The following is a 13,077-nucleotide window of genomic DNA, read 5'->3' as shown; positions in this document are numbered from 1 at the left end:
TCGTCCTGAGCCAGGATCAAACTCTCCAAAGAATTTGATATAGCTCTTGAAAATGACGAAGCTTGCGCTTCATTCAAAAATTGTAAAACATTTTTTGCCTCATCGTTCAGTTTTCAAAGTTCGTCTGCCGCCCATTGGCAACTCTTAAAATAATACAAGTCATCGACACAGTTGTCAACCACTTTTTTTATTTCTTTCCGCTGCCATCAGCGGCAACGTTTATTAATTTACCGTATGTTGAACTGAAAGGCAAGTGTTTTTCAAAAACTTTTTAAAAATAATTTTTGACCTCATAAAAACACCCCCGTCCCAGTCAAGCTGGAACAGGGGCAACGTCACATCAAGTCGGCACTTATTGCTGATGACGCATTGTCGGGAAGAGCAAGACGTCACGAATCGATGGCGCATCTGTAAGCAACATGACAAGACGGTCGATCCCGATTCCAAGACCGCCAGTAGGTGGCATGCCATACTCGAGCGCCTCAAGGAAATCGTTGTCGAGCTCGTGCGCTTCGTCATTTCCTGCTTCCTTCTCAACCAACTGAGCTTCAAAACGCTCACGTTGGTCGATCGGGTCGTTCAACTCAGTGAACGCGTTCGCGTGCTCGCGACGAACGATGAACAGCTCAAAACGATCTGTGAAGCGTGGATCTTGATCATTCTTTTTCGCAAGCGGTGAGACTTCGACCGGATGACCTGTGACGAAAGTCGGTTGAAGCAACGTCTCTTCTACTTTTTGTTCGAAGAATTCATTCACAATATGACCGAACGTCATATGGTCTTGAATTTCGACGCCATGCTCTTTCGCAAGTGCACGGGCTTCTTCGTCCGACATTTGCTGCCAGAAGTCGACTCCAGTCTCTTCTTTCACCAAGTCGACCATGTGGGCACGTTTCCACCCAATGCCGAGATGAATCGTATCTTCCCCATACTGGACATCTGTCGTGCCAAGCACTTCTTTCGCCACGTGGGCAACCAATTCTTCCGTCAAATCCATAATGTCGTTGTAATCCGCATATGCTTCATATAGTTCGATCATGGTGAACTCTGGGTTGTGACGTGTCGAAATTCCCTCGTTTCGGAAGACGCGTCCGATTTCATAGACACGCTCAAGTCCACCGACGATGAGACGTTTCAAGTGGAGTTCGATCGCGATTCGCATATAAAGTTCCATATCAAGCGCATTGTGATGCGTCAAGAACGGACGAGCCGCTGCACCACCGGCGATCGTATGAAGCATCGGCGTCTCCACTTCAAGGTAACCACGTTGATTTAGGAAGTTACGGATTTCTGAGATAATCCGGCTACGCAAAATAAACGTCTGACGTGAATCATTATTTGTAATTAAGTCAAGATAACGTTGACGGTAACGTTGCTCCACATCTTTTAATCCGTGATATTTATCCGGAAGCGGACGCAATGCTTTCGTCAACAGTTCAAACGCTTCAACGTGAATCGACAATTCTCCCACGTTCGTTTTGAACAACTTCCCTTTCACACCCACGATATCACCAAGATCCGATGATTTGAACAAATCAAACGCCTCGTCACCGACATCATTCTTGCGAACATAAATTTGAATCTGGCCTGTGACATCTTGAATGTGGGCAAAGAAAACTTTCCCTTTTCCACGTTTCGTCATGATTCGGCCAGCAAGCGTCACGTCGACGTCTTGTTCAGCGAGCGCTTCTTTCTCGATCGCCTCATATTGTTCGTGCAATTCACCGGCATGGGCCGAGCGTTCGAACCGCTGTCCAAACGGGTCTAAACCACGTTCACGCATTTCCGTCATCTTTTCAAAACGCACCTGCATTTGGTCGTTCATTTCCAACTCGTGACTCACTACTCCATTCACTCCTCTATACGTATTGGGTTTCTCTCTAATAAAAAACTGTCGACCTAATGGCCAACAGCACAGCCTGAGCCGTTCGCTCATTGCGTAGCGCTTTTTCGCCAAACAAGCTTACCATAAATCACTTTTTTACACTAGTTCACACTTCTTGCATCTGTCGTTCGAGTTGCTCGACGAAATGGTACAAAATGATCCCGAACGTATCACGTGATTCAGCCTCATTGATTTGCTTGCGAACCGGGCCGCTCCCTTTCAATCCTTTTAAGTACCAAGCCGCGTGCTGACGCATCTCACGAACCGCCGTCAACTCACCTTTGATGGCAATCAAACGATCAAGGTGAAGCATACAAATATCAATCTTCTCCCGCGCTGCCGGTTCTGGCGGAAGCTCGCCCGTCTCCAAATATTGAACCGTCTGGTAAAGCATCCACGGGTTCCCTAAAGCGGCACGGCCAATCATGACGGCATCAACGCCGTAATGGTCAATCGCGTGTTTCGCTTCTTGCGGTGTCGAGATATCGCCATTCCCGATAATCGGGACGGTCGCAATCTTTTTCGCCTCGCCAATCCATTCCCAGTTCGCCGTTCCTTCATATTGTTGGGAACGGGTCCGGCCATGAATCGCAATCGCCGAGGCACCACCTGACTGGGCAGCACGTACATTATCAAGAATATAAATATGATCCTCATCCCAACCGAGACGCATTTTGACGGTGACCGGCTTTTCGACCGCGTTCGAGACGGCATTCACCATCTCATACACTTTCTCCGGGTCGAGCAACCACTTCGCCCCCGCCTCGCACTTCGTTACTTTCGGCACAGGACACCCCATGTTGATATCGATAATGTCCGCATTCGTGTTTTGATCGACATACGTCGCCGCCCGCACGAGCGTGTCTTTCGATCCGCCAAAGATTTGAAGACTGAGCGGTTTTTCACGCTCATCGACGTAAAGCATCCGAAGCGTCCGTGCGTTTTCTAGTAAAATCCCTTTATCACTCACCATCTCGGCGCAGACAAGCCCGGCACCGAACTCTTTCGCGATGAGACGAAATGCCGGATTCGTGACACCGGCCATCGGGGCAAGCACGGCCCGATTCTTAATGTCCACGTTTCCAATCTTAAATCCTGACATAGATCCACTTCCTTTTATAGACGTTAAACCGAATCAACGAGCGACTGTAACGATTCAAGCCGAACCACATCGCGTCGCTCCGTTTCCGGGAGCGCGAGGAATAGGTTTTGAACCGTCTGGCCTCTCACCTCGAGCGTCGGAGCGATTTCCGCGAGCGGGGCGAGGACAAAAGCGCGTTCATGCATCCGCGGATGCGGTACAGACAAGTGCTTCGATTGTATATCTTCGCCGTTATAAACCAAGATGTCAAGGTCGATTGTACGGGGTCCGTTCTTGAAGAGACGTTCCCGACCAAGCTGCCGCTCGATGTGTTGTAACCGCTCGAGCGCATCTTCAGCTGACCGTGCCGTGACGACTTGAACGACCATATTATAGAACGAAGGCTGTTCTATGTATCCGACTGGCGCCGTCTCATAAACCGACGACCGACTCGTGACACGAAGCCCCTCTGCCTCCATCGCTTCAATCGCTTCATGTAAGTAGCGGGCCCGATCACCGATATTTGACCCGAGTGCGACGTACATCATCCGTTTCGCCTCCGCGTCATCTCGATGGCGACCGAGTCGTAATGCCCTGGGATCGGCGGATCCGGTTTGATCACTTTGACGGTCACGCTTTGGATTTTATCGCTATGCGCAAGTACGGCTTGCGTGATCCGTTCCCCGAGCGTCTCGAGCAAATTGACCGGTTCACCCGTGACGATGTCTTCTGTCACTTGATACAAGCCGGCGTAACTTACTCCATCGTTTAAATCATCTGACATTCCAGCCGGGGCAAGGTCGAGTTCACACATCAAATCGATATTGAACCGTTGCCCGAGTCGATTCTCTTCTTCAAACACACCATGATACCCATAAAAGCGCATCCCGTTCACAAACATTTTATCCATGTTGTCCGCCTCCTAACATCACGTCCATCATCCGCGCGGCCCGTTTATTCGCACGTACGTCATGTACCCGCACCCAGGCACACCCTTTCATAATGCCGAGACACGTTGTCGCGATTGTCCCTTCGCCTCGTTCCTCGGTCGGTAAATCGAGCGCCTGTCCGATAAACGATTTCCGTGACGTCCCGAGGAGTACCGGATAGCCGAGGTTTGTGATGACGTCGAGTCGGTTCATCAGTTCGAGGTTCTGTTCATAGTCTTTCGCGAAGCCGATGCCCGGGTCGAGCCAAATCAATTCGTCAGGTAAACCTGCTTCATGAGCGAGTTCAATCGACTCCTGAAGATCTCCGACGACTTCTTCAATGAAATGCCCGTAATTTCGATTGTCGCGATTGTGCATTAAAATAATCGGCACGCGATATGTTTTCGCCACGGTCACCATCGAGCGGTCGCCCCATTTCGAACCCCACACATCGTTAATGATATCCGCTCCAGCCTCGAGGGCGGCACGCGCGACTTCCGGCTTGTACGTATCAATCGAAATCAACACGTCGAGCTCTTCTTTTAAACGGCGAATGACCGGAACGACCCGCTCAATCTCTTCCTCAGCCGTTACGAATTGCGCGCCCGGCCGTGTCGACTCACCCCCGACGTCGATTGCATCGGCCCCGTCTTCGACGAGCTGTTTCGCATGTGCGATCGCATCGTCAAGCGTCGTGTAACGACCGCCATCCGAGAACGAATCCGGTGTTACGTTCAAAATCCCCATTACGTTCGTCATCTCGCACTCTCCTTTTCAATCGTCTTCATCACGTGTCGCCACGCCTCCATAAACCGCGTTCCTTCTTTACCAGGGAAGTGTCGACCATAAAATTCTGTCACCGGTGCAATCTGTTGAACCGAGTTCGTCAACCAGATCTCTTCCGCCTCGGCCAACTCCTGAAACGTAACGTCTTGCTCTGATACGTCAAACGTCTCCATGACCCATTGCCGGGTCACACCGGCGAGCGCGCCCGAAGAAAGCGGCGTCGTAAAGAGACGACCGTCCCGCTCCGTCCAAAACACATTCGAGACAAGTCCTTCTACGACGTGGCCCAACTCATCCGCAAACAATCCTTCGGCTTCACGGTCCATCAGGGCACGCTTCCCGAGAATATTGTTCATATAATGATGGGACTTTAACCGAAACGCGGCTTCGGGACGACTCCGAGGGAGCGGTAACGCCTCGAGCCGTTTTTCAACTGGCGTAAACGCCTCAGCGAGCGGTTTCACGAGGAGTGTCACGTTCGGCCGCTCGTACCGCTCGTCATGAAGCCCAAGTGGCGCGACACCGGCTGATACGTTGAGGCGAATGTAGAGGTTCGGAGCCGCATTTTGCTCGACGACGGCTTGAATGGCTTGCTCGATGTCTTGTTTTCGGTAAGGCAAGTCAATCCATAGCGCCTCTAAACTATGGGTGAGCCGCTCCCAATGCGCGTCAAACAAGAACGGTTTCCCGTTAAACGTGCGAAACGTCTCAAACAAGCCCATCCCATACAAGAAACCATGATCGTACACAGGGACGGACACTTCTTCACTTCCACGTAACTCGCCGTTATGCCAGAGCCACATGACGGTACACCTCGATAAAGTTTCGAATCATCTCTTTCCCATGTTCCGTTAAAATCGCTTCCGGGTGATATTGTACCCCTTCAATCGACAATGTCTTATGACGAAGTGCCATGATTTCGCCTTCTCGCGTCTCAGCCGTCACGTCGAGGCAATCCGGAAGTGAGGTCCGACTGACCGCAAGAGAATGATATCGGGTGACTACTGTCTCTTGTGGGACACCTGTGAAAATGGTTTTCCCGTCATGCTGGATTTTAGACGTCTTCCCATGCATGAGCCGATCGGCGTGAACGACTTCTCCGCCGAACGCTTGCGCAATCGCTTGGTGCCCGAGACATACGCCAAGAATCGGGATTTTTCCGGCAAACGAACGAATCGCTTCTACACTGATGCCCGCCTCGTTCGGGGTACAGGGCCCTGGGGAGATGACAAGGTAGCTCGGAGCTAGCGTTTCGATTTCTTCGAGGGTAATGTCATCGTTTCGACGGACGACGAGCGCTTCCCCGAGTTCTCCAAAGTATTGAACCAAGTTATACGTAAATGAATCATAGTTGTCGATGAGTAAAATCATGTTGTCTCCTCCGCTTTCGCTTTCGCCGCCCAGAGCGCTTTCGCTTTTGACAACGATTCTTCATATTCTGCGACCGGGTCTGAGTCGATGACGATTCCTGCGCCTGCTTGAACATAAGCCGTACCGTCTTTGACAATCATCGTTCGAATCGTAATGTTAAAAACGAGGTCATCATCCCAACTGATCCAGCCGTACGACCCGGTATAGATTCCGCGGCGAACCGGTTCGAGTTCTTCGATAATCTCCATCGTCCGGATTTTCGGTGCGCCCGTGATCGTACCGCCTGGGAACATTGCCCCGAGCGCCTCGGCCCCTGAGACGCCGTCTTGAATCAGGCCGCGAACGTTCGAGACGATGTGTTGGACGTGCGAGTACTTTTCAATCACCATCAACTCGTCGACATGAACTGTGCCGTACGCGGCCACTTTTCCGAGGTCGTTTCGCTCCAAATCCACAAGCATAACGTGCTCAGCCCGCTCTTTCTCGTTATCTAGAAGGGTTCTAGCTAGCTCCATGTCTTCCGCCTCGTCACGTCCCCGCGGCCGTGTACCGGCAATCGGCCGCGTCGAGATGGCCGCTCCATATTTCTCAATCAGTAACTCCGGCGAAGCCGATACCATCGTTAACACATCGTCTTTGAAGTACCCCATATACGGCGACGGGTTCATCTCACGAAGCGTATCGTAGACGTATCGCGGATCGGCGAGGAGCGGTTCAGATTGTCTGACGCTCAAGTTGACTTGGAAAACATCGCCTTCCACAATGTAGTCTTGAATCGTCTGCACCGCCGCGACAAATTGTTCTTGAGAAAGCGAGCGCGCACGCTCCACATCACGATGGACGACAGGCGCGAAGGCATAATGTGTCTCCGTCTGCCAAAGCGCCGCGAAGCGATCAAGTTTTGCTTCGACGTGTTCTTCAGCCGTGACCATGAGGTAGAGCAACGAATCTTCCTCATCGAAAACGGCCACTTCGTCGAATAACAAGAAGGAGACGTCGGGCGTCGCCAAGTCATCAGCCGCTTCACGAGGTAATCGTTCGAGCGTTCGAGCCACGTCATAGCTCACATAGCCGATCATCCCGCCAAAGAATGGCGGGGCCCCATCCGGACGTTTAACCGCGTAACGCGAACGGACCGTTTCGACGATATCAAGTGGACGACCATGTAGCGCCTCAACCCCCGTTTCCGTCGTCAAGGTTCCCGTGTGATCTTTCACGTGAAGCGTTCCGAACGGCTCGACGCCCGCCATCGTATACCGACCGGCCCGTCCACTCTCGAGCCAGGCGTAATGCGACTTCCCTTCCGTCAACGTTAAATACGTGTCATACATCTTCTGTTTTGTCATGTGGATTGTTTTGAACGCTGTCGTCCGCACATTCGATTCCCCCGTTCTTCTAGTTCATGCCTCTAATTGTACACAAGAAAAGGCAGTTCCCGAAAGAAGTTGTCTCCTAGGAACTGCCTCATAGTTTATGAACGGACACTGTCCGATTCTTCGTCGAATTGGTAGAGCGGTGTGCTCAAATAGCGTTCGCCGTTTGACGGGATAATCGCGAGCACGTTCTTGCCTTTGCCGAGACGTTTCGCCGTATCGACCGCTGCCGCGATGGCTGCCCCTGACGAGATCCCACCGAGGACACCGTTCGTTCGTGCTGCAAGTCGAGCGTATTCAAACGCTTTGTCTGTCGTGATTTGCAGGACGCCTTCGTAAATCTCTGTATCGAGAATGGAAGGGACGAATCCGGCGCCGATGCCTTGGATTTTATGTGGCCCCGGCTTTCCGCCTGAAAGGACCGGTGAATCAACAGGTTCGACTGCCAAGATTTGAACGTCCGGGTATCTCGCCTTCACTACTTTCCCGGCACCTGTAATCGTGCCGCCCGTGCCAACACCGGCGATGAAGGCATCGACGTCTAATCCGGAAGCCTCGAACGCCTCGACAATCTCCGGTCCCGTCGTCATCTCGTGAACGTTCGGGTTAGCGACATTATTGAATTGTTGAGGGAGAAAGTAGCCGTTTGCTTCCGCTTCTTCCGTCGCGCGACGAATCGCGCCACCCATTCCTTCAGGGCCTGGTGTCAAGATGAGTTCCGCACCGTAGCCGCGGAGCAAGTTGCGACGCTCCATGCTCATCGTCTCCGGCATAACGAGAATCGCTTTATACCCTTTCGCCGCGCTAACCATCGCAAGCCCGATCCCCGTGTTTCCACTTGTCGGTTCGATAATGGTGTCGCCCGGCTTCAAGATGCCTTCTTTTTCAGCTGCCTCGATCATCGCGAGCGCGATTCGATCTTTTACGCTTGAACCTGGGTTCATATACTCTAACTTCATATAAACCGTTGCGTCTTCTGGACCGGTCAGTCCGTTCAATTTCACAATCGGTGTCTTCCCAATCAAGTCTGTCACTGAATCTACGATACGCATGTTACTTCCTCCTCATAATTCCGACTATTCCGATAATGTAATCATACCCTATCGAATTGAAAATATGCAATTTGGAATGAAGCCGCTTAACGTGCTTGTTGTTTCATCGCTTCTAACTGTTCTGCCGAGAAGTGATACTTTTCACCACAGAAGTGACAAACCGCTTCCGCGCCGCCATCTTCTTCAATCATTTGACGAATCTCTTCCGCGCCGAGACCGATAATCGCCCGTTCCATCCGCTCACGGCTACATGTGCAGTTGAACTGGACCGGTTTTTGGTCGAGCAATTCAAGGCTATCACCAAGAAGCATTTCAAGCATTTCTTCCGGTGTTTTCTCTTCGCCAATTAACACGGATACCGGCGGGAACGTCTTCAATGCGGTTTCGAGTTTTTGAATCGTCTCTTCTGACGCGTTTGGCATCAATTGAACGATGATACCACCTGCTGCGAGAATCGACTCGTCTTCAGGAAGAACGAGAACGCCGGCACCGACGACTGACGGCACTTGTTCCGAAGTGGCGAAGTAGTACGTGAAGTCTTCACTGATTTCGCCCGTTTGAATTTCAGATGACCCACCGACGTAATCTTTTAAACCGAGGTCTTTAATGACTGAAATCGTCCCACGCCCGACCGCTTCGCCGACTTTGAGCTTTGTAAGGCCATGGTCGTTGACGAACGTGCCACCTTCGACTCGCGGATGCGAGACGTATCCACGCACGTCGCCTGCCGTATCCGCGTCAACGATAATCTTTCCAATCGGGCCATCCCCTTCGACTTTAAGGGTGACACGCGCCGCCCCTTTTTGCATCGCCCCGATCATTGTCCCAATCGTCATCGTTCGACCGAGGGCTGCTGAAGCGACCGGTGTCGTCTGATGACGGAGTTGTGTTTCAAAAATCGTCTTTGTCGTGCGGACGGCAAAGGCACGGACCTCACCATTGAACCCGAGGGCACGGACGAGGTAATCGGCTTTCATTTGGTCAAGTAATGCTTGTTGTTCTGGTTGAATCATATCGTGTAACTCCTTTGTATTCATTTCTGGTTGCGTTCATAAATGAGGCGAAGCCCATCAAGCGTCAAGAACGAATCGACGACATCGATGGTTTCCGCATGTTCGCTAATCAATCGGGCGAGTCCCCCCGTCGCGATGACGGTTGCTTCCCCGACTTCTCGTTTCATGCGACTGACGATGCCATCGACTTGGGCGACATACCCATAGTACGTCCCCGACTGCATCGCTTGAATCGTGTTCTTTCCGATGACGGTCGGCGGAGTGGCAAGTTCGATGCGCGGTAACTTTGCGGCACGTTGATAGAGCGCCTCGACCGAGATCATAATACCCGGCGAGATAATACCGCCGTGATAACGCCGGTTCGCATCGATATAACAATACGTCGTCGCCGTCCCGAAGTCGACGATGATGAGCGGCCCGTCATATTTGGCAATTCCGGCGACCGCATTGACGATGCGGTCTGCACCGACTTCACGCGGATTGTCGACGTGAATATCGAGACCTGTCTTTACGCCAGGACCCACGACGATTGGACGGACGTTGAAGTAACGTTGCGACATCTGTTCGAGCGGAAAGATGACCGGCGGGACGACAGACGAGAGAATGACGCCATCGATTTGGTCAAAAGAGACGTTCGTATGGTCAAACAATGACTTAACGAGCATCCCGTACTCATCGGTCGTTTTCGTGCGGTCCGTCGAGATGCGCCAATGGTGAACGAGCGTCTCTCCATCGTACATCCCAAGAACAATATTTGTATTCCCAACATCGATCACTAAAATCATGATATGTTTCCTCACTTTGTTGTCAATTACAGTTCGCTCGAATTATAACACGAAAAAAGACGAATGCCTCATGAAGGGCATTCGTCTCTTCCACTTACCGTGAATCGTTGTTCGGCCGTTCTGTCGGTGTCGCTTCAGGCTTATCGCCTTCTGGGACGACATCCGGCTTCACTTCTTGAACAGACTCGGGTTGATCGATGACTTGTCCGTGCTTGACGGCCGCCTCATCTTTCTTTGCCTCGTCTGAATCGTTCGTTTCATCGGTCGGTTCTGCCGGCTCGTGCGGGAGGTACTCGCGCGTCTCAATCAAGTGACGAATTTGCTTCGAGTCGAGTGTTTCGACTTCAAGAAGCGTCTTCGCAACGAGTTCGAGATCAGCGCGACGATCCGTCAACACTTGCTTCGCTTTCGCGTAGCAACGGTTGATGATTTCACGAATCTCGAGATCGATTTCTTGCGCGATGGCATCCGAGTAGTTTTGTTCCGTTTGGAAATCACGGCCTAAGAACACTTGACCGCCATGGTTCGAACCGAGCTGGAGCGGTCCGAGCTTGTCGCTCATTCCGTAATCCATGACCATCTTCCGTGCGATTCCAGTCGCGCGTTGGAAGTCATTGCTCGCACCCGTCGATACTTCACCGAAAATAATATCTTCGGCGACACGACCGCCGAGGAGTCCGACGATCTTGTCTTCAAGCTCAGGTTTTGTCATGAAGTAACGGTCTTCTTTCGGAAGCATGACGACGTAACCGCCTGCGTTCCCACGTGGGACGATCGTTACTTTATGCACTTCATCGGCATTCTCAAGCTCAATTCCGATAATCGTATGACCTGCCTCGTGGTAAGCGACGATGTTTCGTTCTTTCTCCGAAATGACGCGACTCTTCTTCGAAGGACCGGCGATGACACGGTCAATCGCCTCTTCTACATCAACGATCGAGACCGCTGTCCGGTTTGAACGGGCTGCAACGAGTGCTGCCTCGTTGAGTAAGTTCTCCAAGTCCGCACCTGAGAAACCAGGTGTCCGCTGGGCGATCGACTTCAAGTCGACCGTCGAGTCGAGCGGCTTGTTGCGTGCGTGGACTTTCAACACTTCTTCACGGCCTTTGACGTCAGGGCGATCGACCGTGATTTGACGGTCAAAACGTCCCGGACGGAGAAGGGCCGGGTCAAGAATGTCCGGACGGTTCGTCGCGGCAATCATGATGATGCCTTCGTTATCACTGAATCCATCCATCTCAACAAGAAGTTGGTTAAGCGTCTGTTCACGCTCATCGTGGCCGCCACCTAAACCGGCACCACGTTGACGTCCGACCGCGTCAATCTCATCGATGAAGATGATACACGGTGCGTTTTTCTTCGCATTCTCGAACAAGTCACGGACACGTGATGCCCCGACCCCGACAAACATCTCAACGAAATCAGAACCTGAAATCGAGAAGAATGGTACGCCGGCTTCACCCGCCGCTGCACGAGCGAGGAGTGTCTTACCTGTCCCTGGAGGACCGACAAGAAGAACACCTTTTGGAATCCGCGCACCAAGTTTCGAGAACTTGCGCGGGTCTTTCAAGAACTCAACAACCTCAATCAGTTCTTGCTTCTCTTCGTCCGCTCCGGCAACGTCCTTGAACGTCACGCGGCGCTTCTCTTGGTCGTATAGTTTCGCCTTCGATTTCCCGAAGTTCATTACACGACCGCCACCGCCGCCACCTTGGGCTTGGTTGAGCAAGAAGAAGAACAAGATGAAGATGATGATGAACGGTAAGATCGCAAATACGATACTGAACCAGTTCCCGCTCGACTCCGCTTCTTCGACACTAATGTTCGTATTCGCACGAAGTGACGAGAGCACTTCGGCATATTCGGCCTCGTTGGCCGGGATGTTCGTTTCAAAACGCTGGTCGTCATCTCCTGTTAAATCACCTGTAATCGAGATGGCACCCGGAATTTCTTGCACGGTCGCCGTTTCAATCCGACCTTCTTCCACATATTCCAAGAACTCCGAGTACGTGAGCGTCTCGCTCTGGCTACTCGGGTTTTGTAAATATTGAAGGAACAAGATCAAGGCTAGGAAAATCACACCGAAAACTAAGGTGTTTTTCACTGCACGATTCATTCTCTGCCTCCTATTCCGAGAAACGATGTTCTCGCCCATTCAGTATATGTGTATACTTTGGGTATTTCTTTTATCTTACCACGTCACATTTTCAAAAGAAAAACGTTAGCCCCCGTAAACACTCGGCTTGAGCACACCGACGAAAGGAAGGTTGCGATATTTTTCTTCATAGTCGAGCCCGTAACCGACAACGAATTCGTGCGGAATAATAAAACCGCTATAATCTGCTGACAGTCCGTTCTTACGGCCCGATGGCTTGTCAAGTAACGTGACAATCTTCACTGACTTGGCTTTACGGTACTTGAGGAGGTCGACGAGATACGCGAGCGTGAGCCCACTGTCTATGATATCTTCTACAATCAAGATGTCGCGACCTTCTACAGACGTGTTTAAATCTTTCTCAATTTTTACTTCACCTGTCGATGACGTCCCACCGTGGTAAGTAGATACGTCCATGAAGTCCATCTCAAGATGAATGTCCATCTCTTTTACGAGGTCTGACATGAACGGCATCGCGCCTTTCAATACACAGACGAGAAGCGGAAACTCTTCTTTATATTCTTCGCTGAGTGTTGCCGCGAGTTCTTTCACTTTTTCTTGAATCTGTTCGCTCGAAATGAGCACCTTTTCCATATCGTTCTTTAATGACATCTTGAAATCCTCCTCTTTCTAATCCGACACAATCA

General features: G+C 51.3%; 13 protein-coding genes. All 13 read right to left on the bottom strand.

Annotated features, from left to right (window positions below; translation table 11 throughout):
* Nucleotides 1-352: 352 nt before the first annotated feature.
* The 13 genes from lysS to hpt all read right to left on the bottom strand — a co-directional run bounded on the left by lysS (nucleotide 353) and on the right by hpt (nucleotide 13,042).
* Complete coding sequence (gene lysS, locus KNP92_RS15205; RefSeq protein WP_214842001.1) at nucleotides 353-1,843, bottom strand: lysine--tRNA ligase; 1,491 nt, start codon at nucleotides 1,841-1,843, stop codon at nucleotides 353-355.
* Nucleotides 1,844-1,991: 148 nt separating this feature from the next.
* Nucleotides 1,992-2,987 carry a tRNA dihydrouridine synthase DusB gene (gene dusB, locus KNP92_RS15200; protein ID WP_214841998.1) on the bottom strand — a complete coding sequence of 332 codons (996 nt, stop codon included), beginning with the start codon at nucleotides 2,985-2,987 and terminating at the stop codon, nucleotides 1,992-1,994.
* A gap of 23 nt (nucleotides 2,988-3,010) precedes the next feature.
* Nucleotides 3,011-3,514, bottom strand: a complete 504-nt coding sequence (gene folK, locus KNP92_RS15195) for a 2-amino-4-hydroxy-6-hydroxymethyldihydropteridine diphosphokinase (protein WP_214841995.1) — start codon at nucleotides 3,512-3,514, stop codon at nucleotides 3,011-3,013.
* Complete coding sequence (gene folB, locus KNP92_RS15190) at nucleotides 3,511-3,876, bottom strand: dihydroneopterin aldolase (RefSeq protein WP_214841992.1); 366 nt, start codon at nucleotides 3,874-3,876, stop codon at nucleotides 3,511-3,513. Before folB ends, folK begins: the two co-directional genes overlap by 4 nt.
* Nucleotides 3,869-4,654, bottom strand: coding sequence for a dihydropteroate synthase (folP, locus tag KNP92_RS15185; RefSeq protein WP_214841989.1), 786 nt, complete (start codon nucleotides 4,652-4,654; stop codon nucleotides 3,869-3,871). Before folP ends, folB begins: the two co-directional genes overlap by 8 nt.
* Nucleotides 4,651-5,484, bottom strand: coding sequence for an aminotransferase class IV (locus tag KNP92_RS15180; protein ID WP_214841987.1), 834 nt, complete (start codon nucleotides 5,482-5,484; stop codon nucleotides 4,651-4,653). Before KNP92_RS15180 ends, folP begins: the two co-directional genes overlap by 4 nt.
* On the bottom strand, nucleotides 5,468-6,052 hold the full coding sequence (gene pabA, locus KNP92_RS15175; RefSeq protein ID WP_214841984.1) for an aminodeoxychorismate/anthranilate synthase component II: 585 nt from the start codon (nucleotides 6,050-6,052) through the stop codon (nucleotides 5,468-5,470). Before pabA ends, KNP92_RS15180 begins: the two co-directional genes overlap by 17 nt.
* Entirely contained in the window at nucleotides 6,049-7,398 is a 1,350-nt protein-coding gene (locus KNP92_RS15170; RefSeq protein WP_214841980.1) for an anthranilate synthase component I family protein, read from the bottom strand. Before KNP92_RS15170 ends, pabA begins: the two co-directional genes overlap by 4 nt.
* Before the next feature lie 125 nt (nucleotides 7,399-7,523).
* Entirely contained in the window at nucleotides 7,524-8,477 is a 954-nt protein-coding gene (cysK, locus tag KNP92_RS15165; protein WP_214841977.1) for a cysteine synthase A, read from the bottom strand.
* 86 nt (nucleotides 8,478-8,563) lie between these two features.
* A complete protein-coding gene (hslO, locus tag KNP92_RS15160) occupies nucleotides 8,564-9,490 on the bottom strand; it encodes an Hsp33 family molecular chaperone HslO (protein ID WP_285801082.1) in 927 nt (308 codons plus the stop codon).
* Between the two features lie 20 nt (nucleotides 9,491-9,510).
* Nucleotides 9,511-10,275, bottom strand: a complete 765-nt coding sequence (locus KNP92_RS15155) for a type III pantothenate kinase (protein WP_214841975.1) — start codon at nucleotides 10,273-10,275, stop codon at nucleotides 9,511-9,513.
* Between the two features lie 94 nt (nucleotides 10,276-10,369).
* Nucleotides 10,370-12,391 (bottom strand): ATP-dependent zinc metalloprotease FtsH, encoded by a 2,022-nt coding sequence (gene ftsH, locus KNP92_RS15150; protein WP_214841971.1) that lies wholly within the window; start codon nucleotides 12,389-12,391, stop codon nucleotides 10,370-10,372.
* A 105-nt stretch (nucleotides 12,392-12,496) separates the two neighbouring features.
* Nucleotides 12,497-13,042, bottom strand: a complete 546-nt coding sequence (hpt, locus tag KNP92_RS15145) for a hypoxanthine phosphoribosyltransferase (RefSeq protein ID WP_214841968.1) — start codon at nucleotides 13,040-13,042, stop codon at nucleotides 12,497-12,499.
* Between the last annotated feature and the right edge of the window lie 35 nt (nucleotides 13,043-13,077).

It is taken from the genome of Exiguobacterium sp. s122 (assembly GCF_018618475.1).
In the GTDB taxonomy this organism is placed as follows: Bacteria; Bacillota; Bacilli; order Exiguobacteriales; family Exiguobacteriaceae; genus Exiguobacterium; species Exiguobacterium himgiriensis.
This window is presented reverse-complemented; position numbering and strand designations above follow the sequence as displayed.

Bases quoted from the DNA above. Each gene is read 5' to 3' on its own strand.
- KNP92_RS15155 (WP_214841975.1), bottom strand. From the start codon at position 10,275: ATGATTTTAGTGATCGATGTTGGGAATACAAATATTGTTCTTGGGATG.
- folP (WP_214841989.1), bottom strand. From the start codon at position 4,654: ATGACGAACGTAATGGGGATTTTGAACGTAACACCGGATTCGTTCTCG.
- hpt (WP_214841968.1), bottom strand. From the start codon at position 13,042: ATGTCATTAAAGAACGATATGGAAAAGGTGCTCATTTCGAGCGAACAG.
- KNP92_RS15180 (WP_214841987.1), bottom strand. From the start codon at position 5,484: ATGTGGCTCTGGCATAACGGCGAGTTACGTGGAAGTGAAGAAGTGTCC.
- folB (WP_214841992.1), bottom strand. From the start codon at position 3,876: ATGGATAAAATGTTTGTGAACGGGATGCGCTTTTATGGGTATCATGGT.
- cysK (WP_214841977.1), bottom strand. From the start codon at position 8,477: ATGCGTATCGTAGATTCAGTGACAGACTTGATTGGGAAGACACCGATT.
- dusB (WP_214841998.1), bottom strand. From the start codon at position 2,987: ATGTCAGGATTTAAGATTGGAAACGTGGACATTAAGAATCGGGCCGTG.
- pabA (WP_214841984.1), bottom strand. From the start codon at position 6,052: ATGATTTTACTCATCGACAACTATGATTCATTTACGTATAACTTGGTT.
- hslO (WP_285801082.1), bottom strand. From the start codon at position 9,490: ATGATTCAACCAGAACAACAAGCATTACTTGACCAAATGAAAGCCGAT.
- folK (WP_214841995.1), bottom strand. From the start codon at position 3,514: ATGATGTACGTCGCACTCGGGTCAAATATCGGTGATCGGGCCCGCTAC.
- KNP92_RS15170 (WP_214841980.1), bottom strand. From the start codon at position 7,398: ATGACAAAACAGAAGATGTATGACACGTATTTAACGTTGACGGAAGGG.
- ftsH (WP_214841971.1), bottom strand. From the start codon at position 12,391: ATGAATCGTGCAGTGAAAAACACCTTAGTTTTCGGTGTGATTTTCCTA.